Below are 21737 nucleotides of genomic sequence, written 5' to 3' on the forward strand. Positions count from 1 at the left end.
ATCATTCTATAATAGTTCCACTATTTCCTATCATAGCCAGTGGGAAAGTGATTGTCAATTGTGGTGTTGTCTGTAGGTTGACAATTGTTTTTGTGAAAAAAAGAGTACCTGCAAAAAAGCAGATACTCTTTTTTCTTGGCTTCTATCCTTGCCCTTTTACAGAAATCATTCTTTATTGTGATGAGTTACCTAAGGGATTTACAGTTTGCTTAATAGGTCAAACCATATTCAGCAGGATCACGATGAGCGTCAGGGAAAAAGAGAGGTGATCCGTACTTGTCAACGCCAAAGTCAGCGATGATTTGCTGTGCTTTTTCTGAAACCATAAACTCTACAAAAGCTTTGGCACCTTCTGCATTGATCAAGGAAGACTTTTCTGGATTCACTTGTGCTACGTGGTAGATATTCAGAAGATCTTTTTCTCCTTCAAGCAGGATTTCAAGGTGTAAGTTGTCTTTTAGAGCCAGGTAGGTACCACGATCGGTAAGGGTGTAACCGCTTTTTTCGGAAGCAACGTTCAACGTTGGCCCCATGCCGCTTCCTGTCTCAATGTACCAAGAACCGCGCGGTTCCATGGAGGCTTTTTCCCAGATGGCTAACTCTTTTTTGTGTGTGCCTGAATCATCAGCTCGAGAAACAAAAAGCTTTTCTGCTTCGGCAATTTTCTTAAAAGCTTCTGCTGAGGTGGTAAGGCCTTTGATGGCAGCTTCGTCGTCAGACGATCCTACAATGACGAAATCATTGTGCATAACGAGACGATAGTTCAGAATATCACCTTTGTCATAAAGCTTTCGTTCTGCTTCCGGAGCATGGGTCAAAAGTACGTCAGCGTCACCTTTTTCACCCATGGCCAGTGCTTGTCCCGTACCCACGGCAATAGTTTTTACAAAGTAGCCATGCTCTTCCATGAAAACAGGCAAAAGAGCGTCTAAAAGACCGCTATCTTGGGTGCTTGTGGTGGTTGCTAGAATTAGATTTTCTTTAATGTCTTCTGTTTTACCTTCTTGGTTGGTGGTACCACAACCTGTTAACGTAACAAATAGAGCAAGAATCAAAAGAATGGGGAGAAACTTTTTTACTTTTCCATGTTTCAAGTCAATGCGACCTGCCTTTCTTACGTGTAAATGGTTTTGATGAAGCTACAAAAGTTTATATAAGATTATCCTGATACTTGCAAGCCCTTAAAAAGGACTATAAAAAACAACACTTCCTCCTTTCCATAAATATAGAGTCGCGGAAAGGAGGAAGTGTTTTAAAACCAAATTTAAAACCTTCTTTACAAAGTTCTTAATGAGTCTCCTTTCCACAATGGGAGGCTAGGAAGTTTCCTTCGCTAACCCTACAGACTGGGAAACCATGCTACCGTCCATAAGCGATAAGTGGTAGTGTAGGCAAACCAGTTCGGAGTATGAAGTTTTTGATGGCATGTAGGCAGTTGCTTTCTACAGAGAAGTTACTTCACACCTACAGTACAATCTACTCTACATAAAAAATATTCTACAGTGAATGGCAATGTCCTTTTTTTCGATAACCAGAAACCTACTATGTTCTTTCATAACTGACCTTATTTCCTTCATGTTAACCAGTCATGCCCGGTTGGGCACAACCACTGATGAAAATAACTTTTCCTGATTACGTTGGGGTTACTTCATAGAGGGGCCAGGTCATCACGCTTTCCTCCGCTCTGGACTGGTCCCACGCTGTTACCGCCAGCAAGCTGGCGACAGCTGAGGTCCCAAGTCCCGCTGCGGAAAGCGTGATGCCCAGTCCCAGAAGGTTTTTGCTGATTGTTACTTCCGTTGGAATAGCTTGGCGAAACTTTCTTCTATCCGCAACTACCTATTGTATTTGCAATGCAATAGGCCAAAACTCAGTCACAATCAGCAAGATGTATCTGGGTCAGGCGTTATGACTTCCTGGAGAGAGGACTTCAGACCTCAGCCATCGGCAGCTTGCTGCCGCTCATGGCGTGGGATGAGTCCGTTCGGAAGGAATTCATAACGCCTGACCCCACCACAGGGTAGCTATTTTCGTGTTATAGTAAAGGAAGGTTATAAATTTTGACTGTCGAAATAGTCAAGTGTAAGAAGTAATAATCATAATGTTCATTCAGAAAGGTCGTGTCCTCATGCCTCGTCGCTTTGAGACAACGGTACAATGGTTGCGCCATCAAGTATTAGTAGAAGTAGCTCGCATGGCTATGAACGGAAAGATAGAGCAAGATAAAGAAATGATTCCCTACGTAGTTGTACCTGGGAAGAAGTCACGATTCCGTTGTTGTGTCTATAAAGAACGAGCTGTTGTTAAGCAAAGGGTAGAACTCGCTTGTGGTTCTGGTAGTGATGGTTCAAGAAACTGTAAAAGTGGTGAGATTATTCAAGTCTTAGAGACAGGTTGTGATGAATGTCCTGTCGATCGCTTTACGATTACAGAAGCTTGCCGTGGTTGCATATCTCATCCTTGTATGGAGTCCTGCCCCGTTGATGCAATCGTCCAAATTAATCGACGTGCCTATATTAACCAGAACAAATGCATCGAATGCGGCCGTTGTCATAGTGCCTGTCCCTATGATGCCATTGCCGATACACAACGCCCATGTATCAAAGCATGTCCCGTAAAAGCCATTGATTTTGGGGAAGACAAGGTTGCTCGAATCAATCAAGATAAATGCATTTACTGTGGTCTCTGTGCTCTGCGCTGTCCCTTTGGAGCAATTGCCGATGTATCCTGTATCATTCAAGTGGTAGAGTTGTTAAAGAAAAAAGATCAAGTGCCGATTCATGTTGTTATGGCACCATCTATCGTGGCGCAGTTTGAAGATATATCACTAGAGCAAATTCATGGTGCTTTGAAAGCACTCGGCTTTTCAGCCGTTCACGAAGCTGCTTTGGGTGCCGATATGATTTTAGCTGAAGAAGCAGAAGAAGTGCTGGAAAAAGTTCGAGAAGGTTCTTTCTTAACTTCCTCTTGTTGCCCTGCTTTTGTAGAAATCATTCGAAAGCACTTTCCTGAGTTGCAACATAACATCTCTACATCCGTTTCACCCATGATAGCCGTCGGTCGATATGTCAAAAAGCAGCATCCTGAGGCGATTACCATTTTTATTGGACCTTGCATAGCCAAGAAAGTGGAAGCTCGTCAAGGGGATCGCAACGACGCCATCGATTATGCCCTTACTTTTGAAGAGATGCTAGCTCTATTTGTCGCCGCTGGTATTGAACCTGCAGAATGTGAGCCTATTCCCTTAGAACAATCTTCTGTCTTTGGCCGCGCTTTTGCCCGCTGTGGTGGCGTCGGTGAAGCGGTAGCACAGGCGGTAAAAGAATATAATTTGCCTCTTCAAGTCAATCCAGTAAAATGTGATGGGGCCGCTGAATGTATCAAAGCATTGCGCATGGCGAAAGCAGGGAGACCACCTGGCAATTTTATTGAAGGCATGGCCTGTGTAAACGGTTGTGTCGGTGGTCCTGCTTCCTTTAACCATAAGGCAAAGGCGAAGAGAATGGTAGATGAACATAGCAAGAAAGCTATCTTGAAGACGATATCGGAAGCTACTTCTTTGCTAAAGTAAGAAATAGAAGAATTATCAGGCACTGGTCTATGTTGATTCAATGTAAATAATATACATTTTCCCAGGGCCATGGACGCCAATGGTAAGATCCATTTCAATATCGGAAGTGCGACTCGGGCCCGTAATTAGGTTCAGCGCCCGGTAGTCTTTGTAAGCAAGTCGTTGAAAAGCTTCTCCTAATGTTGCTACGAGCTCTTTTTGAGAAAAAATGGCCAAATGACTAGGAGGGAGAAGGCTGTTAGAGCGGTTCTGTTCAGAGCCTGCCATAAGAGCGACTGTTCCTGTTTCAGCAATGGCTCCATGAGCCCAGGTAATACCGAGAAGAGATTTTTCAACTTTTTTAATTTGGCCTTCCTTGTAGAAATCAGGGAAGGCCTTTATCAATTCTATTAGCTCAGAACCACGCCAGATGGCTACGTCTTTTTCTTCTATTTGGAGTTCTGCCATGATGGAACGGACTTGTTGCACCACTTCTTGCCAGTCTCGGGCTCGTATGAAAATTCCGCTCAAGGCTTCAAAGTTCTTAGCAAAATGTTCAAGAAGGGTTTCTTGATTCATACTTTGTTCAGCAAGAGGTGGTAACTTCAAAGTAGGCTTTTCTGTACTTTGGGGCATGGGCCTACCGAGGGCTGAAGCGATATTTTCGTAAAAATCTGTTTCAGACAATATAGAATCTCCTTTTTTAGACTTTCCACTTCTATAGAATCATGAATCCAACCATTATGCTATTTTCGTGTTTCCCCCTATGCCCGATCTGGCACAACCATTTGATGAAAATAGTTGCCAAGCAAAAACGTCCCTGTGACACAGGCTTATCATACTTACGATAGAGTAACCTCGTAGAGGGGCCTGGGCATCACGCTTTCCTCCGCTCTGGACTGGTCCCACGCTGTTACCGCCAGCAAGCTGGCGACAGCTGAGGTCCCAAGTCCCGCTGCGGAAAGCGTGATGCCCAGGCCCAGAGGGCTTTTTACTGATTGTTACTTTCCGTTGACATTGCTTTGCGCAACTTTCTGCGATGTATACGCAACTGCCTATTGTATTTGTATTTGCAATAGGCCAAAACTCAGTCACACCCAGCATAATGTATCTGGGTCAGGCGTTATGACTTCCTGGAGAGAGGACTTCAGACCTCAGCCATCGGCAGCTTGCTGCCGCTCATGGCGTGGGATGAGTCCGTTCGGAAGGAATTCATAACGCCTGACCCCACCACAAATTATCTATTTTAGTCCTAACCAGTCATGCCCGGTACATAGAAGAATAGTTGCTCTAGCTCTTATAAGTGATGGGGAGAAAGGGCTCTGTTCCTCTGTGCTTTTATTGGTCACCCTTTGTCAGGCTTGCTTCATTACGATCGACTTCTAGCTTCCCTTCTTGCCACCGTTGGCGAAAACTTTTCTCAGCAATGGGAGGAAAGTATCGTGAATTGGTCCAGTATGAGAGAGGGGGCGGGCCGCCTTCGAGGTGACCATCTTTTAGATAGGCTTTTTGTCCATAATAGGCACCTTTTATGGCCAGTCGATACAAGGATGGCCGGCTCCAAGTGCTTGCCCAGAGTTTGAAAGCACTTTTTTCTAAGCTTGGGGTGACCCCGGCTTCGACACGTTGAGCGCGCAATTGAAGTAGCATTTCATGAAGTGGAATGCGTACAGGGCAAGTTTCTGTGCAGGCACCGCACAGGGTAGAAAGACCAACAGTCTCGCCCCAATCTGATAAGTTCTCGTGAAGCAAGGGAGTGAGCACGGCGCCAATTGGTCCGCTATAGACCCAGCCATAGGCGTGACCGCCGATTTGACGATAGACGGGACAAGTATTCAGGCAAGAGCCACAACGAATACAACGCAATACTTCCTTATAAATGGGATCAGCCAGTAAGCGAGAGCGACCGTTATCAACGATAATAACGTGCATTTCCTGGGCCCCATCTTCTTCGCCAACGCCACGAGGACCGCGAATCACAGAGAGGTAAGAAGTAAGTTTTTGTCCTGTCGCTGATCGAGGTAACAATCGGGCCATGACTTCTAATTCTTGAAAGGAAGGTACAACTCGTTCCATACCCATAAAGACGACATGAACAGGTGGAACCGTCGTTACAAGGCGACCGTTTCCTTCATTGGTGAATAAGCAAACAGCGCCTGCATCAGCCACGGCAAAGTTACAACCAGAGACAGCCACGTCGGCTTCCATGAATAGACGCCGTAATTTTCGACGTGCGTACTGTGTTAGAGCAGCTGTATCGGCGACTTGCTTTTCCTGTGAATCTTTCTCGAATAGCGCAGCCACTTCTTGACGAGTCTTGTGAATAGCGGGAACAATAATGTGAGAAGGTGTTTCGCCAGCCAGTTGAATGATATATTCACCCAGGTCTGTTTCTACAACTTTGACACAGAGGTCTTCTAAGAGCTGGTTCACATGCAGTTCTTCAGAGACCATAGACTTTGACTTTACAACCAATTTGGCTTGATGTTTGCTTACAATGTTTTGAAAAATATCAAGGGCTTCTTGTCCAGTAACGGCCCAGTGCACCTGAGCACCTTGTGCTTGAATATTTTGGCTAAATTGATGGAGGTAGACATCGAGGTTATCAATCACATGATGGCGAATCTGGGCTCCAAGCTTACGCCACTCTTCCCAATGTCCCAGATCGTCACTGACCTTTCTTTTGCGATCGCGCAATGTATTTGTCGCGGAGCCAACGGCTTTGCGTAAAAAGGGATGGTCAAAAGCATCATTGAGACGTTTTTTTAGATCGACCTGAGCCTGGGCCATTGAAAACACCGCCTCTATGAAGAAAATTGTTATTCTCTATCGTTGGATTTACTTTCCTGCAAACGCCTCATGCACGGTCGGGCACAACCCTTTGATGAAAATAGCTGCCAAAGGAAAAGTCTTCGTGCCATTTCTGCCATTTTACTGATTACGTTAGGGTTACTGCTAGCAGGGGCCTGGGCATCACGCTTTCCTCCGCTCTGGACTGGTCCCACGCTGTTACCGCCAGCAAGCTGGCGACAGCTGAGGTCCCAAGTCCCGCTGCGGAAAGCGTGATGCCCAGGCCCAGAGGGCTTTTTACTGATTGTTACTTCCGCTGGAATAGCTTTGCGTAACTTCCTGCTATGTTTACGCACTACCCCACCACAAGGTATCTATTTTCCCGTTCTAAGGCAGGGTAGCCTTTTTTACCGCTTTTTGAGCCTCGTCAATTACCTGGGCAATGTGCATGACTTGTACTGTAGAACCGAGCTTTTCAAGACGACCTTTGATATTCATTAAGCAACCCATATCGGCACCCACAAGAACGTTGGCACCGCTTCGATGGACATTTTCTGCTTTTTCTGTTACCAGTGCTTCAGAGACTTCAGCCATTTTGACAGAAAAGGTACCACCAAAGCCGCAACAATCATAGGCACGAGGAAGATCAACCAGTTCCAGATCGGCAATGCTTTGCAACAACTGCAAAGGTTCATCTTTTATATTGAGAAACCGTGTGAGGTGACAAGAAGGGTGGTAGGCTACTTTATGAGGAAAAGAACCATCAATGGTCTCTGTTTTCATCACTTTGACTAGAAACTCCGAAAACTCATAGGTCTTATCACGAAGTTCTTCTACCACGGAAAACTCATCTTTATCGCCTTTAAATAAGCGTAGATAATTTCCTCGAATCATTTCTGCACAAGAACCGGAAGGACTGACCACATATTCAGCGTCTTGAAAAGCGCGCAAGCATGTGCGTGCCACTTCTCGTGCCGCATCGTGATAGCCCGCATTAAAAGCCGGTTGACCACAGCAGACTTGATCGGGTACAAAAACGACAGTAGCACCAAGACGGCGCAAGACGCGGACTGTCGCTTCGCCGACTTGAGGGTAAAAGTTATCACAAAGACAAGTAATCATCAGGGAAACCTGCAATTTTGATCCCTCCACAACAGTAAGAAAAAAGGCAGGAAAGAGGATTCCTATATAGAATGGCTTGGTAAAGGAAAAATACTCTGAAAGAGAGGTCTTTCGGATATGAAAAAAGATAAAGTCCTCATTGTGGAAGACGAAGAAAAAATACGGCGTATGTTACGCTTGTTCTTGGAACAAGAGAATATGGAAGTTCTTGAAGCTGAAGAAGGTGTGTCAGCACTAGATATCTTGGCACAACAAAACATTGATATTATGATTTTAGACATAATGATGCCGGGGTTAGATGGCTGGACCACCTGTCGAAAAGTACGAGAAAAATCGAATATACCTATATTGATACTAACTGCTCGTGGCGAGGAGTCAGATCGAGTCCTTGGCTTTGAGCTTGGTGCTGATGATTATGTTGTCAAGCCTTTTAGCCCTCGAGAAATTATATTACGTGTAAAAGCTTTGCTGAGAAGGCGTCTGGGAAAGGAGATTGGAAACAAATCGGGAGAAGAAGAAATTTACTTTCCTGCTCTGCAGATTATTCCTCAAGAACATAAAGTTATCGTGGAAGAACAAGCTGTGCTTTTATCACCTTTAGAATACAATCTTCTTCTTTATATGGCCCGTCATCCTCAACGAGTTTTTACACGAGAGGTTCTTTTAGATCAGGTTTGGGGTTATGATTTTATGGGAGACAGTCGCACTGTTGATACCCATGTAAGACGATTGCGTGAGAAAATTTCTCGCCATTCCGAAAAAGTGGCTGCCTACATTGTTACCGTCCGAGGTGCTGGTTATAAATTTGAGGTTGTGCCATGAAATTTTGGCAGAGCCTTGTATTTAAAATCTGGATTATGATGGTTTTTTTTTCACTGGCCTTGCTAGGTCTCATGGGAGCTTTTTTTTACGATCTCTTGGGAACCTATACGATGCAACGGGAAACGAGAGAGTTAGCCAGCAGAGCCGCTCTTGTGGGCGTAGAAAAAGATCTGGAAAAAGCCGCACAACTGTCTCACTCGATTTCGGTAGAGACAGGAGCACTTGTCCTTTTTGGCAGCACAAAAGGAGATATAGACGAAGTCTTTGCTTATGGCATCTCTCCTTTAAAAGAAGAAATGACCGTAGGAAAGCAAAGACAGTGGGGGCGCTGGCATGAACAAGAGACCTTAATGGGTCCAAGAGTGGGGCGAGAACAACGACATCTTGATCATACTTTGTTACAACCTAACGGCGTAAACCAGTTTTTTATCCCCGTGACAGCCGAGGAGTCACAACAATTAGAACGAGGTCATGTGGTAAGTCGCAAGGGTGAATTGCCTTTCTTAGAGGTTTCTGTACTGGCGGTTTTTGTACCTATTTTAGAATCGGATCAAGTATGGCGGGTTGTCTATATTCTGGCACCACTGCAACCGATAACGCAGGATCTAGAGCAATTACAAGCTTGGATTTTAAGTGCGGCACTCTTTCTATTGCTACTCTCTGGCATTGTCGCCTTTTTGCTTTCTAGAAAGGTTGCTCGCCCTCTAACTTTGCTTCATGGAGCCGCTGAAGAAATGCGCAAAGGGAAATTCCAACACTCTCTTCCTGTACAAGGGCGTGATGAGATTGGACGTTTGGGTCAAACACTGAATACCCTTTCTAAAGAGCTTTCAGATAGTTTGCAACAATTAGAAGAAAAAAACGAACAGCTAGCCCAGGGAATGCAAAGCATGCGCGATTTAGCTGCCAATGTATCTCACGACTTACGAACGCCTATGTTTCTGATTCAAGGTTACGCCGAAGCTCTTCGCGACGATATGGCTCGTACAGCGCAAGAACGTCAAGAAATGGCCGAGATCATACTATCTGAAACAGAACGAATGGAACGACTTGTTGAGGATCTTATGGAATTGGCGCGCCTTGAATCAGGGTATTTTCGATTTGAGATGGAAAAAATCTTACCTTACGATCTAATCAAAGAAACCTGTCGCCGCATGGAAGGGATGGCCAAAGAGCGTCATATTTTATTACAACCTTCTATAATAGACAGAATCGATACAATGAAAGAAATAAGAGCTGATGGGGGTCGATTAGAGCAAGCACTTATGAATCTCATTGACAATGGACTTCGACATACACCACCTGGCGGTCAAGTGACCGTTACATTGACTATGGAAAAAAAGGCTGTTCTTTTTTCTGTAAACGATACAGGATCGGGTCTATCAGCAGAAGATGTGCCTCGCGTTTGGGAACGTTTTTATCGCGGTGATAAGTCTCGCAATCGTAAAACAGATGCATCATCAGGATTGGGTTTGGCCATTGTTAAAGCCATTGTAGAAGGACATCGTGGCCAGGTGGGCTTAGAAAATCGACCCGGTCAAGGGGCTTCCTTTTACTTCCGAATCCCTAAAAATCTTTAAATCTAAAAAACAAGAAAAAGCTGTCTGGGCTATAGAAAATTGGTCAAAAAAAGACCGAAAGGATTGACTATCATCCTTTCGGTCTTTTTTGATATTCCATAATAGAGAGAGATAGAGAACTTAACGAGACCAAGCTGCCCCTTGTTTTAGACCTTGTGACTGCCCCATTCCACCGGCAAATCCTTGGCCTTGGCCATTTTTTGCTCCAAAGCCACTACCATTACCGAGACCGCCCGTTACTTCCCGCAGGCCTTGCTGCTTACCGGTGCCTCCATTCGTTCCTCTTTCAGGTGCGACAAAAGTACCATCGACCTGAAGGCCCTTACAGTCCACAAAACCCGTAGCTTCCTTGGCCACATAATTTTGTGCCATTTTAGATAAAGCAGCTGACATTTGTTCTGATGTAATCCGACCTGCATCCACAAGTGCTTGCAATCTTTCTGTATTTTGCTGTACTCGGATTGTATGGTGATTGGCAATTGCTTCTACCTGTTCAGGTGTAGCTGCCGAAGCAGTACCAACCATACCAAGGGCTAGACCAAAACCTAATGTAAGAGCGAGAATCTTTTTCTTTCCTTTCATGACATCGTCCCCTTTCAAGATTTGTGACAAGAGCAGGTGCTCTGTACACCTTTACTATATCTGGAGAAGATGACAGGGCTGTGTCGAGAAAGTTACAGTTTTGTGACAATTGAAATTTTGAGACCCCCATTGCCCGGTCGGGCACAGATACTTACTGTTTATCAGCCTGAAGGATAATGGAATAGGAACCCTCAACTTGATTGACTTCAGGCCAAGCAAAAAGTCGGCTAAAGTAGCGCAATGCCTCGGGGCTTTGATTGTAGTACCTCTGAACAGTATGAGGATTGTACTTGTATAAGTTGACAATTGTTTTTTCTCGATACCAACAAGTATTGGCCAAGGGTTGTCCCAATACCTGGCTTACTACAAAGCCTGCTTTTTCTACTAAACTACAAATAGAAGGTACGTCAAAAAGGTGCTTATGATGAGGATTCTTGGACTTGCCTTCCTTATCAATGGCTTCATAAAAAGCATTGGGCACCGAGAGCAACAAGGTTCCTTTGCTCGTCAGCATCTTATAAAATTCATCGAGAGCACGTTCCGGTTTCTCTAAGTGTTCTAAGGTCTCAAAAGTAACAATCAGATCTATCGATTCATGCAAATTCTGGGAAAAGCAATCTTTTTCTAAATCCATTTGCAAAAAGTCTACAGTAGAAAGACTTTGTTCTTTGAGACGCTCTAGGGCTTCTTGCAACAATTGTTCACTACTATCGACGCCCAGGACATAATCGGCTGAAGCAGACAAAGCTAGATCGAAGGTGCCATAACCGTTGGCGCAGGCAGCATCGACAATTCTACGGCACTGCTTCGTCTCAGCGACATAAGCAGCATACATGTATCGACCGAGGTGTTCTAATTTCATCCAATAAAAAGGTTGACTTGCATCATAAGGATCACAGTAATCTAGTTCTTTATTACTCATTCTTTAACTCTATCACGCCAATCTTATAAAAATCTTTACAATTCTATAGTACACTAGCTAAGAAGAGGAGTGTGAAAGGCTATGGCAAAAAAAATCCTCATTGTTGATGACGAGCAAAAAATTATTGATACGATTCGTACGTTTTTAATATCTGAAGGCTATGAAGTCTTGGAAGCTTTAGAAGGTCAAAAAGCTTTATGCTTGCTAGAAAAAGAGAATCCGCATCTGATCTTACTAGACTGGATGTTACCGGGAAAAAGTGGGCTTGATCTTTGTAAAGAAATTCGTGCTCAAAGAGAAACACCCATCATTATGCTGACAGCTCGCGTTGATGAAAGTGAAAAAGTACTGGGCTTGGAAATGGGTGCTGACGATTATATTACCAAACCTTTTAGTTTACGTGAATTGGCAGCGCGCATTCGCTCTGTACTGCGCCGATACGAAATCCATAGTGATAAAGCAGAACAAAAAGAAAGCAACCTTTTGAAGCGGGGAAACTTGTCGATTGACAATGAAAGATTTGAGGCATCCCTAGAGGGAAAACTCTTACATCTAACAGCTACGGAATTTAAGATACTACAGACCTTAGCGTATCGACCCGGCGTTGTTTATAGTCGCTTGCAACTGATGAACATTGTTATGGGAGAAACCTATGTAAATTACGAACGATCTATCGATACCCATGTGAGCAATCTACGCAAAAAAATTGGAGATACGCCAGGAAACCCTCAGTATATTCTTACTGTTTTTGGGATTGGTTATAAATTTAACGAACAGCAGAGTTGAGGTGGGTAATAACCGATGAAGCTACGAACCAAGATTCTGCTTAGTACCTTTCTGATTATTTTTAGCCTTGCTGTTGTTTACATTTTTTTATCGATTCAAGCGACCAATGCTGTCTTTGACCGCTATGAAAAGCATGTGCAACATCATATCGATGACCATATGATTCAAGTTTTAGCACAATACTATGTATTCAATAACGAAAGCTGGCAAGGTGTTGAGCGCCAGTTTATGCCTGTGCAGATCCGAGATCGAGACCGGATGAGTACAAACAACAGGCGACCTGCCATGGTCTTGTTCGATGAAAAGGAAGAGCCAATTGCAGCTTGGCCAAGAGGCAGTCATACTCGTTGGTCTGAACTTGATTTTAACACTTTTGGTATCAAGAAAACGATCGAAGTCAATCAGAAAGTTGTAGGCACCCTCTGGTTACCGTCACCTAATATCATTAATTTTGAAGGCATAAAAACTCATATCTTTTCCACCATGCTTGTAAGCTTTCTCTTATCAATCCTCATCAGTTCGATTATTGCTTTTGGAATTAGCTACCTGCTAGCGAGTCGACTAACTCGACCGCTTCACCAACTAGCCAAAGCGACAGAAAAAATTAAGAAAAGGCGTTTTGACGTACGGCTGCCTATTACTTCGAAAGATGAACTAGGGACCGTAATGAGTGCTTTTAATGAAATGAACAAAGAACTACAACGAGGCGAACAAGTGCGTAAAAACATGGTTGCAGATGTAGCGCACGAGTTACGGACGCCACTTACGGTAATGCAAGGTCAACTAGAATCGATACAACAAGGATTGATAGCACCGACAGTAGAAAATATTTTGCCGATTCATGATGAAGTGATTCGTATGAATCGTCTCATTGATGATTTACGGCAACTGTCTTTAGCAGAGTCAGGCAACTTGCCACTGCGAAGAATTGATACGGATATGCAAGGGTTGGTTCGTCGAATTCTTGAAATCTTCTCTATTGAACTGGAAGCAAGAAAGCTTCATGGTGAGCTCAATGTTTATGGAGAAATTCCAATTCTTTCAGTTGATCCTGATCGTATTACCCAAGTCATTGTTAATATCTTAAGCAATGCCATGGAATATTCCCCTCTTGATGGAAAGATTCGTATCATCATGAGAGAAATATCTTTGTCAATGGACGAAGGCGACAAAGAATTAGATGAACTGATATACAGTTGGACTTATAACTCAGCAGAAGATCAAGGAATTGATCATGTTGTTCCTGAGAAACCACTATTGCGATGGCCTGAAAAGCAAGCCAAAAAACAAAAAGGCTTGCTCTTGACCATTGTCGACGAAGGCCCTGGCATTGCTCTCGAACATTTGCCTCATGTCTTTGACCGTTTTTATCGCTGCGATTCTTCAAGGGGCCGGAAAAAAGGTGGAACCGGTCTCGGCCTAGCCATTGCCAAAGAATTTGTCTTAGCTCACGGAGGTATGATAACAGTACAAAGTGGGAAAAAGAAAGGTAGTTGCTTTGCTGTCTTTTTACCTGCTCAAAAAGAAGAAAAAAGTGGTCAATCTTGAAGAAATCTTAAAAAGTGCTTAAAAGGACCTTGAAGACAAGAAGATACAATGTTTGTAGAGCGAGTGGAACTCGCCCAAACATAATAAGAAGAGGTGTAAGAAATGCAAGGAAAATGGAAAAAAGGTATTATTGCCACAGCCGTTGTAGTTTCTCTCTTTGCAGGCGGACTGGTCGCATTTGCTGCTACAAGTAGCGAAGATAGCGCCATTGGAAAGCCCTTCCGTGGAGCCTATAAGGGCTTTTGCTTTGGCAATGGCCCTGCAGAAACACTACCATCCCAAAGATCTCGTGGTTTCTGCGGTGATAAAGCAGACTGCAAAGGTTTTATGAAAGAGAGAAGAGCGCCTCTAACGAATGACCTTGCTGAAGCCTTAGGCATGACCCATGAGGAAATCAGAGAGCAAGTGCAAGCCGGCAAAACAATTCTTCAAATCGCTGAAGAAAAAGGCATGACAGCAGAGCAATTCGAAGCCAAGATTCGAGAAATTCACGAGCAAAAGGTAGCTACACTGCTTGAAGAAGGTAAAATAACCGAAGAGAAAGCAGAACTGCTGAAAGAACGTATGGAAAAGCGCTTTAACTAGTAGCTATTTTTGGAGTGTGTTTTTGTAAAAATGAGCTCAATCACGTCGACAGAGAGAGAAGAAGGAATTCAGTCTCCCAAAAAATCAAGTAAAAGCGTTCTTAAGATAAAAGCCCTTACATCGCTAAGCCTTTTTATCTTAGGGCTGATCGTCACTGTAACAGGAATTGGCCTCTGGATTGCACCGTCAGGTCCTTTTTCTAGAGGCTTTACCTTCTTAGGGATGTCAAAGCCTCTGATGCTTGATCTTCACATCTGGTTAGGCTTTTTGCTCGTATTTCTCGTTCTTGCTCATCTAGTCTTAAATGCAAAAATGTTTTTCCAAGAATGGAAGCAATTTTTGAAATCTTAGATCAGACAAGAATAGCCTCACCCATTGCCGAGTCCGTAAGCGGCAATGGGTGAGGCTATTCAGCGTCCTCGAACCGTTCTCCTCTGTGTTCTACGGGTTTTCGAAGTCCTGAATCAGGGACAGAAAAGCTTCCCCATACAATCTGTACTTGTTCTCACCGATCCCTTTAATCGATAGCATAGCCAGCTGATCAAGGGGCCTACTTTGAGCCATTTCACGAAGGGTACTATCGTGAAAAATGATATAGGGTGGGATTTGCTCTTTCTGAGATATTTCTTTTCGCAGTGTTCGTAAAGCTTCGAATAGTGAGGGGTCACTTTCTTTTTTCTGAGCTTGTCTTTTTTGAACTTTTTGATACACTTTCTCTTGTCCTCTTAATACAGGCATTGCTCGTGGCGCCACTTGTAAGACAGGATACTGCCCTTCCGTCATAACCAAATAACCTTCGGCACAAAAGAGATTGATCAGATCGACAATCTCTTTTTCTTTGTATTCACTCATAATATTATAAGTAGAAAGCTTGTCAAAGCCTTGGTTCATTACTTTTTTGCTTTTCGATCCTTTTAGCACCGAAGCAACCATCGAAGTTCCAAAACGCTCTCCCATTCGCTTTACACAAGAAAAAATCTTCTGTGCTTCAATGGTCACATCAACAGATTCTCGATCGTCGAGACAGTTGCTACAATCATCACAGTGACCAGAGGCCTTTTCGCCAAAATAACGGAGGATATAATGGCGAAGGCATTGTGGTGTATAGCAATAGTCGATCATGGCCTGCAGTTTCTTATATTCATAGCTTTTCCGCTCTAGAGACATAGGGCTTTGTTCAATTAAAAACTTCTGTACCAGAATATCTTGGGGGCTAAATAACAAAATACAAGCGCTCGGCTCTCCATCACGACCAGCACGCCCTGCTTCTTGATAATAGGCTTCCATATTCTTAGGCATATTGTGATGAATGACGAAGCGAACATTGGACTTGTCAATGCCCATACCGAAAGCATTGCTCGCTACCATGACTTTCACATCATCATACAAAAACATCTCTTGGTTGCGATTGCGCTCTTCATCACTGAGACCAGCGTGGTAAGGAGCTACAGAAAAGCCTTTTCGCGACAAAAAATCGGCAAGTTGGTCTACTTCTTTGCGCGTAGATCCATAGATAATCCCCGATTCATCAAGATGATCAGAAAGATAGCGGAATATAAAGTCTCGCTTATTCTCACCGCGCAAAACAGAAAAGGTCAGATTCTCTCGATTAAAGCCCGTTATATAAGGCTGTACTTGTCGCAACCCTAATAGCCGAATGATATCATGGGTTACTTCCGTAGTCGCTGTTGCTGTAAAAGCAGAGACTACGGGACGGTACGGTAACTCTGCAATCATGGGAGCAATGGCACCATAACTAGGGCGAAAATCATGGCCCCACTGGGAAACACAATGAGCTTCATCAACAGCGACCTGTGCTATCGGTAGCGTTTGTAGCAAAGTACGAAAAGAAGGCGATTCCAGACGCTCTGGTGCTACATAAATGAGCTTATACCAGCCTTGAGCAGCTTTCTGTAAGCGCTCTTTCACTTCAGGAAAAGAAAGAGAACTGTTGACATAGGTTGCTGCAATACCGAGGCGTTGAAGTCCATCGACTTGATCTTTCATCAAAGAAATCAGCGGTGAGATAACCAGGGTAAGCCCTTGAAAAAGAAGAGCCGGAACTTGATAACAAATGGACTTACCACCGCCTGTAGGCATAATCCCAAGTGTATCCTGTCCCTGCAAGATCTGTCCAATTAAAGGCACTTGTCCAGAGCGAAAAGAAGAATAGCCATAATATTTATGCAACAATGCCTGCGCTTGTTCTATCAAGGGATGAGAAAACCCCTGCACGAGTAAACACTCCTTCTACCTAAGAACCCTTTAACATACTATTCTATTTCATCAAAAATTCTAGCTCTCGGACAGAAATCCTGTCAAAGAAGGATAAAGAAAAAAATGAATCTTTTTCTTCTCTACCTTTCGAGAAGAAAGGAGAATAAGAGGTAAATAGCGAAATAAAAAATGTTTAATGTTTTTTTATTATTTGTTTAGAAGCCAACTGTCTTCTTGCGTCAAAACAAAAAAGTGCAACGTGATCAAAGAAGTGTGAAGCATACGAAGTGGTTTTTTCATGCAGGTAATAATTTAAATATTCCATAAAGGGGAGCGGCCTATGAACCTACATACCAAGCTTGTTTTAGCGATTAGCACGGCCATTACAGTTGTCTTTTCTGCACTTTTTTTTCTAATTAACAGGGGGATCATGCAAGAAATACAAGGCCTTCTTTTTGTTGTGGCCATAGGACTTCTTGCTCTTTTCTTGAACTATAGCATTGGTTTTATTACAAGGCCCTTAAGTGACCTGTCACTGGCTATGGAACGATTCGGAAAGGATCAGACAGCAGGAGAGATAGATGAAGTCAATCAATATGTATCACGACAAGATGAGATTGGTAACATGGCGCAAGTCCTTCTAACGATGCAAAAACGTCTTGAACAAGCAACCAAGAAAGTAAATATTGCAGCAGAAGAGCTTGCTTCTTCTGCTGAAGAAATGACAGCCATGTCCCAACAAATCGCAGTGGCATCCGATCAGAGCTCACAGACGATTGAACAAATTGCCAATAGTATTCATGAACAAGCCAATGACACAGAAAAAGGCGCACAGATTATGATGCAGTTTGGAAAAATCATTGAACAAGAACTAAAGCTTGTAGAAAGACTGAGTCGCTTTGCCAATAATATGATGCGTATCAAAGATCAAGGTGAAGAAGCTTTTCATGAACTCGTGAAAAAAGCTGAAGAATCAAACCAGTCTGCTCTACAAGTATACAAAGTCATAGAAGGCAACAATGCCAATGACACAAAAAATCTCCGATGCCAGCCAAATGATTCGTAGCATCGCCGAACAAACGAACTTGCTGGCTTTGAACGCAGCCATAGAAGCAGCTCGTGCTGGTGAAGCAGGTCGAGGCTTTACCGTTGTAGCAGAAGAAATACGCAAACTAGCCGATCAATCCAACTTGTTCTCAAGAGAAATAGAGAAAGTACTAGATGAACTGATTACAGAATCTCAAAAAGCAGTACAAGTGATGGAAGCTGCTTCCCATCTTGTAGAAGAGCAAAGTGAGCACATTTCCATGACAGAGAAAAAGTTTGCAGGCATGGCTGGCGCTATCACAAAAATAAGAGAAATGTCAGGAACCATAGAAAAATCAGCTTTAGAAATGGAGCAACAAAAAGGTCACATCATTGAAGTATTAGAGAATCTTACAGCCATAGCTGAAGAAAATTCAGCCGCTATTCAAGAAGCTTCAGCGTCGATAGAAGAACAGAAAACATCGACAAGGGAGATTGCTCAGGCCAGTGAAAACTTAGTCAAAATGGCCGAAGACATGAAAAGGCACTCTCAGACAGTTTCATAAGTTACATAGCCCCCTCATAAAGTAGAAACGGTTAAAGTTATGCAAAAGTAGTTGACGGAATAATGACTCTATAGGTAGAATATGGCTATTGATTAAAAAGGGGGGGGCTACTGTATGAATGACTACGGTCAAATGCTCGATTACATGTTAACAAGGCTGCAAGATTCAGGCAAAGCGATTAACAAGCTGATTACAACAGATAAGCGCTACAGAGAAGCTATTATTTCGAACAAAGAAATCTGTGATGACGTGATTAAGATTACGCTCGCTTCAGGCGATATTTTAGAAATTGATACAAAAGCGATTAATAAGCTTACCTTTAACGGCTCACTGGCAGTTGAAGAAGTAGAAGAGTTTCAATCACTCTATGACTCCTTAAAAAAGAGTCTCTACTACGATATGCATTTTGAAGGTGACGAAGGAACCGTCTTAGATGTGATATACGATATCAAAGACAGCTATGTTTCCGTTAGTGGTGACTGGTAAAAACGTAGTTTCAAAAGATTGACGGAAAGCCTAATACGAATTTTTGTAAACCAGAGCACTATAAGAGGCTCTGGTTTTTATTTTTCTTAAGAAAAAGAGTCAAGGGCTATATTAGCGGATAATCTTAAATAAAGCTCCTTAATCTAACGGAAGCGGCTTATTACATCCTCTAAAGCAGTAACTAGAAGTTTGAAGAAGCTAGCTACTTTTTGTAAACTATTTGGATAACAGAGAGAATCAACGGGCCGAAGGAAACCATATATAAAGAGTAGAATCTTATCTAAGTTTTAAATGAGCATAAAGTAGAAGAGGAGTAGAGAATGAGCATTACGACATTTACAGAAGAGCATACGGAAGGTTATAACTTACAGTGGAAAATCAAATCAATTTTACACCAAGAAAAAAGTGCATACCAAGAGATAACAGTGGCCGACACCGTACAGTTTGGGCGTTGCCTTATCTTAGATGGTGCAATGCAAATTACCGTCCAAGATGCATTTATCTATCATGAATTAATGGCTCATATCTGCCTGGCTAGTCATCGTCAGCCTCGTAACGTCCTGATTATTGGCGGTGGCGATGGCGGTATAATTAAAGAAGTGCTAAAACATCCCATGGTCGAGAAAGTAACTCTCGTAGAAATTGACGAACGAGTTGTAGCCCTTTCTAAAAAATACTTGCCTGAATTTAGTCGCAGCCTCGATCATCCCAAAGTAAGTGTAGTAATACAAGATGGTTTTGACTTCATTGCGAAACACCAGAATCATTTTGACGTTATCCTTGTTGACTCTAGTGATCCTTCAGGACCGGCGGCTCCGCTTTTTTCCAAAAAGTTTTACCAACTCGTGCAAGAAGCATTGAAGCAAGAAGGGATATTTACAGCCCAGATCGGCTCACCCCTTTTTGAATTGGATAAGCTAAAAACCGTATATGAACGTGTCAAAAGCCTTTTCCCAATCGCACGGTATTATATGGCCTCTATTCCAACCTATAGCACGGGTCCCTATAGCCTCATTTACGGCTCAAAGGGTATCGATCCCCTTTCCCCTCGCGATGTACCTTATCTTGAAGGGCTGACACAATACTATACACCAGAAATTCATCGTGCCGCCTTTGCCTTGCCACCTTTTATCCATAATGCCATCGTGGGAAAAGATACCGATTTATCAGCGCAAGCAAGAAAATAGGACAATATATTATGCCTTTTTCGAGAGCCTACACCGTAGAGGGAAGGTTCTTTTTTTTGCTATAAATAGACTGTGTGAAAGTCAAAATATGAACAAAAGATTACAAAAGAATAGACAAATTCTATAAAAGGTATAATCTGCAATAATTAAAATTTAATTAAAAAAGGGCTAGACTTATATTAACTTGAATGGTATTATAAGGGTGTCAAACGATGTCGAATCTTGCTGAATAGATTAAGGAGGACGTATACAGTATGAAATCAACAGGTATTGTGCGCAAAGTGGACGAGCTCGGTCGAGTCGTAATTCCTATCGAATTACGTCGTACCATGGGCATCGATGAGAAAGATTCTTTGGAGATTTATGTTGATAATGAGAAAATCATTCTGAAAAAATATGAGCCTGCTTGTGTTTTCTGTGGCAGTGCTGTCGATGTACAAAACTTCCGTGGCAAAATCGTTTGTAACGAATGTGCCATTTCCATGGGTCAAAATGCTACTTCTGCTGCAGGTTAATGTCGCTTAAGAACATATTGAAGAACTATAACAATTTTTTATGTCCAATAGGGCATAAAAAAATTGTAAAATAAAAGGCGAAAGATAAGTGCTTATCTTTCGCCTTTTATTTTACCTTTTATTGTGGTGGGTTGCGATCTTCTTGGGTTGTATAGAAGCCAGGATTTCTCGGCTCTGGTAAGTCTGGAAGAGATTGACCTGTGAAAGATTCTAAAGCTTTTACTCTGGCTTTACCGGCGATACGTTGGCTATCAGCAAGTATTCGTAAGGCCTCCTGGGGATTGTGAAAGCCCATCGAGTTTTCTGAAGATATAAAGTCTACATACCATTGTGCCTCGCGATGCAATGCTCGAGCTTCATTCAAAGTATTTTCATTTACATTTTCCTGCTCCATAGCTTGGGCAATCGCTTGAATTGCACCGGTTACAGCTTGTTGAGCATGCATCATTTGATCGTAGACACGGCGCTGCGTATATAAGATGCGTTCTTTCAGATAATCTTCCGATTGACGATGACAGGCGCCACAAGATTCCTGAATATTGTGCATAGGGCTTGTCCACCAATGAGAAGAAATTTTCATGGATCCTACACGAACATAAGGCATATGGCAATCGGAACAAGATACACCATTTTGTTGATGGACACTGCCTTGATTGAGCTCCCAGTCGGGATGCTGTGCTTTCAGAACGGGCGTTTGTGAGTCTGGATGGACCCAATCGGAAAAGCCAATTTCTTCAAAATAAGCGTAGATTTCATCGGCTTTAACACCTCGATCCCAAGGGAAGACAAGCTTTTTCGTATCTGCTTCAAAATAATATTCGACATGGCATTGGGCACAGACGAGGCTACGCATCTCATTGCGTGTGGCTTCTGTAATATCTCGACCTTGCCGTTCAAAAGCTTCAATTAAAGCAGGGCGAGTGATAACTAGTTCATTCGTTTCAGGATTGTGACAGTCTAAGCACGAGACAGGATGCTGTGACTGCTCCAATAAATCAGTAATAGGCATGGCATATACTTCGTCGCCGTAGTTGTGGTACATCTCTTTGAAATCAGAAGTTTTACAGGTAATACAAGTTCCAACACTTTTGCGAGCTGGATCGATCATCTTAATATCTTCAAGTGAGTAGATGTGACCACGATCTTCATTGTACTCCTTAGAAAAGCCAAAGCCATTAAAGATAATACGGAGCAAAGGCTCCCGTTCTAGCTTTGAGTATTTATCAGAACCACCATATTCAGTGCGAGAAATATTATAGTTCTGTAGATAAGAGTCATAATGATCAGGATAGAGGCGCCCCCATACAGCAGGATCAGACTCAAATTCACCAAGCTCAACAGGAGCTCTCTCTGCTTGTTGACCTTGTAAAAGGGTACATCCTGGTGTATAGGCAATTAAAAAAAGGAAAAGGGCTGACCAAAAGAGAAGTACGTATTTTCTACTTTTCAACAG

The 21737-nt window shown here is 42.9% G+C and carries 19 protein-coding genes, 1 pseudogene and 1 riboswitch; of the genes and pseudogenes, 12 read left to right on the plus strand and 8 right to left on the minus strand.

Annotated features, from left to right (window positions below; genetic code table 11):
* Positions 1-209 precede the first annotated feature (209 nt).
* Positions 210-1094 carry an ABC transporter substrate-binding protein gene (locus FTV88_RS00335; RefSeq protein ID WP_153723860.1) on the minus strand — a complete coding sequence of 295 codons (885 nt, stop codon included), beginning with the start codon at positions 1092-1094 and terminating at the stop codon, positions 210-212.
* A gap of 186 nt (positions 1095-1280) precedes the next feature.
* Positions 1281-1419, minus strand: a riboswitch (molybdenum cofactor riboswitch).
* A gap of 682 nt (positions 1420-2101) precedes the next feature.
* On the opposite strand from FTV88_RS00335, the gene FTV88_RS00340 reads away from it, so the two are divergent.
* A complete protein-coding gene (locus tag FTV88_RS00340) occupies positions 2102-3571 on the plus strand; it encodes a 4Fe-4S dicluster domain-containing protein (protein ID WP_243137214.1) in 1470 nt (489 codons plus the stop codon).
* Between the two features lie 27 nt (positions 3572-3598).
* Here the strand turns inward: FTV88_RS00340 and FTV88_RS00345 are convergent, their stop codons facing one another.
* From FTV88_RS00345 to FTV88_RS00355, 3 genes are all read right to left on the minus strand, one after another.
* Positions 3599-4237, minus strand: coding sequence for a LutC/YkgG family protein (locus FTV88_RS00345; protein ID WP_153723861.1), 639 nt, complete (start codon positions 4235-4237; stop codon positions 3599-3601).
* Positions 4238-4888: 651 nt separating this feature from the next.
* Positions 4889-6340 (minus strand): LutB/LldF family L-lactate oxidation iron-sulfur protein, encoded by a 1452-nt coding sequence (locus FTV88_RS00350; RefSeq protein ID WP_153723862.1) that lies wholly within the window; start codon positions 6338-6340, stop codon positions 4889-4891.
* Positions 6341-6727: 387 nt separating this feature from the next.
* A complete protein-coding gene (locus tag FTV88_RS00355) occupies positions 6728-7477 on the minus strand; it encodes a (Fe-S)-binding protein (RefSeq protein WP_153723863.1) in 750 nt (249 codons plus the stop codon).
* A gap of 102 nt (positions 7478-7579) precedes the next feature.
* Between FTV88_RS00355 and FTV88_RS00360 the strand changes: the two genes are divergently transcribed.
* Positions 7580-8284 (plus strand): response regulator, encoded by a 705-nt coding sequence (locus FTV88_RS00360; RefSeq protein ID WP_153723864.1) that lies wholly within the window; start codon positions 7580-7582, stop codon positions 8282-8284.
* Positions 8281-9864 (plus strand): sensor histidine kinase, encoded by a 1584-nt coding sequence (locus tag FTV88_RS00365; protein WP_153723865.1) that lies wholly within the window; start codon positions 8281-8283, stop codon positions 9862-9864. Before FTV88_RS00360 ends, FTV88_RS00365 begins: the two co-directional genes overlap by 4 nt.
* A gap of 120 nt (positions 9865-9984) precedes the next feature.
* Here FTV88_RS00365 and FTV88_RS00370 read toward each other — a convergent pair whose 3' ends face one another.
* A complete protein-coding gene (locus FTV88_RS00370) occupies positions 9985-10446 on the minus strand; it encodes a hypothetical protein (protein WP_153723866.1) in 462 nt (153 codons plus the stop codon).
* Between the two features lie 151 nt (positions 10447-10597).
* Complete coding sequence (locus FTV88_RS00375) at positions 10598-11368, minus strand: class I SAM-dependent methyltransferase (protein WP_153723867.1); 771 nt, start codon at positions 11366-11368, stop codon at positions 10598-10600.
* 81 nt (positions 11369-11449) lie between these two features.
* On the opposite strand from FTV88_RS00375, the gene FTV88_RS00380 reads away from it, so the two are divergent.
* From FTV88_RS00380 to FTV88_RS00395, 4 genes are all read left to right on the plus strand, one after another.
* On the plus strand, positions 11450-12154 hold the full coding sequence (locus FTV88_RS00380; protein ID WP_153723868.1) for a response regulator transcription factor: 705 nt from the start codon (positions 11450-11452) through the stop codon (positions 12152-12154).
* Between the two features lie 15 nt (positions 12155-12169).
* Complete coding sequence (locus tag FTV88_RS00385) at positions 12170-13702, plus strand: sensor histidine kinase (protein ID WP_153723869.1); 1533 nt, start codon at positions 12170-12172, stop codon at positions 13700-13702.
* Between the two features lie 102 nt (positions 13703-13804).
* Entirely contained in the window at positions 13805-14287 is a 483-nt protein-coding gene (locus FTV88_RS00390) for a hypothetical protein (RefSeq protein WP_153723870.1), read from the plus strand.
* A 30-nt stretch (positions 14288-14317) separates the two neighbouring features.
* On the plus strand, positions 14318-14638 hold the full coding sequence (locus tag FTV88_RS00395; RefSeq protein ID WP_153723871.1) for a DUF4405 domain-containing protein: 321 nt from the start codon (positions 14318-14320) through the stop codon (positions 14636-14638).
* A 90-nt stretch (positions 14639-14728) separates the two neighbouring features.
* On the opposite strand, the gene recQ is transcribed toward FTV88_RS00395, so the two are convergent.
* Entirely contained in the window at positions 14729-16522 is a 1794-nt protein-coding gene (recQ, locus tag FTV88_RS00400) for a DNA helicase RecQ (protein WP_243137224.1), read from the minus strand.
* A gap of 412 nt (positions 16523-16934) precedes the next feature.
* On the opposite strand from recQ, the gene FTV88_RS00405 reads away from it, so the two are divergent.
* The 5 genes and pseudogenes from FTV88_RS00405 to FTV88_RS00425 all read left to right on the plus strand — a co-directional run bounded on the left by FTV88_RS00405 (position 16935) and on the right by FTV88_RS00425 (position 20284).
* Entirely contained in the window at positions 16935-17570 is a 636-nt protein-coding gene (locus FTV88_RS00405; RefSeq protein WP_438266910.1) for a HAMP domain-containing protein, read from the plus strand.
* Positions 17563-18096: pseudogene (locus tag FTV88_RS00410) on the plus strand (methyl-accepting chemotaxis protein); the annotation flags it as partial. The gene FTV88_RS00405 and the pseudogene FTV88_RS00410, both read left to right, overlap by 8 nt.
* Positions 18097-18210: 114 nt before the next feature.
* On the plus strand, positions 18211-18582 hold the full coding sequence (locus FTV88_RS00415) for a hypothetical protein (protein WP_153723874.1): 372 nt from the start codon (positions 18211-18213) through the stop codon (positions 18580-18582).
* A gap of 320 nt (positions 18583-18902) precedes the next feature.
* A complete protein-coding gene (gene speE / locus FTV88_RS00420; RefSeq protein WP_153723875.1) occupies positions 18903-19769 on the plus strand; it encodes a polyamine aminopropyltransferase in 867 nt (288 codons plus the stop codon).
* Between the two features lie 254 nt (positions 19770-20023).
* On the plus strand, positions 20024-20284 hold the full coding sequence (locus FTV88_RS00425; protein ID WP_153723876.1) for an AbrB/MazE/SpoVT family DNA-binding domain-containing protein: 261 nt from the start codon (positions 20024-20026) through the stop codon (positions 20282-20284).
* A 118-nt stretch (positions 20285-20402) separates the two neighbouring features.
* Here the strand turns inward: FTV88_RS00425 and FTV88_RS00430 are convergent, their stop codons facing one another.
* A complete protein-coding gene (locus FTV88_RS00430) occupies positions 20403-21734 on the minus strand; it encodes an ammonia-forming cytochrome c nitrite reductase subunit c552 (protein WP_162007821.1) in 1332 nt (443 codons plus the stop codon).
* Between the last annotated feature and the right edge of the window lie 3 nt (positions 21735-21737).

Origin of the sequence: Heliorestis convoluta (genome assembly GCF_009649955.1) — a bacterium.
GTDB classification, from domain to species: domain Bacteria; phylum Bacillota; class Desulfitobacteriia; order Heliobacteriales; family Heliobacteriaceae; genus Heliorestis; species Heliorestis convoluta.

Coding starts and splice junctions, on each gene's coding strand:
- FTV88_RS00405 (WP_438266910.1), top strand. CDS start 16,935: ATGCAAGAAATACAAGGCCTTCTTTTTGTTGTGGCCATAGGACTTCTT.
- FTV88_RS00415 (WP_153723874.1), top strand. CDS start 18,211: ATGAATGACTACGGTCAAATGCTCGATTACATGTTAACAAGGCTGCAA.
- FTV88_RS00380 (WP_153723868.1), top strand. CDS start 11,450: ATGGCAAAAAAAATCCTCATTGTTGATGACGAGCAAAAAATTATTGAT.
- FTV88_RS00340 (WP_243137214.1), top strand. CDS start 2,102: ATGTTCATTCAGAAAGGTCGTGTCCTCATGCCTCGTCGCTTTGAGACA.
- FTV88_RS00370 (WP_153723866.1), bottom strand. CDS start 10,446: ATGAAAGGAAAGAAAAAGATTCTCGCTCTTACATTAGGTTTTGGTCTA.
- FTV88_RS00350 (WP_153723862.1), bottom strand. CDS start 6,340: ATGGCCCAGGCTCAGGTCGATCTAAAAAAACGTCTCAATGATGCTTTT.
- FTV88_RS00425 (WP_153723876.1), top strand. CDS start 20,024: ATGAAATCAACAGGTATTGTGCGCAAAGTGGACGAGCTCGGTCGAGTC.
- FTV88_RS00395 (WP_153723871.1), top strand. CDS start 14,318: ATGAGCTCAATCACGTCGACAGAGAGAGAAGAAGGAATTCAGTCTCCC.
- FTV88_RS00390 (WP_153723870.1), top strand. CDS start 13,805: ATGCAAGGAAAATGGAAAAAAGGTATTATTGCCACAGCCGTTGTAGTT.
- speE (WP_153723875.1), top strand. CDS start 18,903: ATGAGCATTACGACATTTACAGAAGAGCATACGGAAGGTTATAACTTA.
- FTV88_RS00375 (WP_153723867.1), bottom strand. CDS start 11,368: ATGAGTAATAAAGAACTAGATTACTGTGATCCTTATGATGCAAGTCAA.
- FTV88_RS00385 (WP_153723869.1), top strand. CDS start 12,170: ATGAAGCTACGAACCAAGATTCTGCTTAGTACCTTTCTGATTATTTTT.
- FTV88_RS00360 (WP_153723864.1), top strand. CDS start 7,580: ATGAAAAAAGATAAAGTCCTCATTGTGGAAGACGAAGAAAAAATACGG.
- FTV88_RS00365 (WP_153723865.1), top strand. CDS start 8,281: ATGAAATTTTGGCAGAGCCTTGTATTTAAAATCTGGATTATGATGGTT.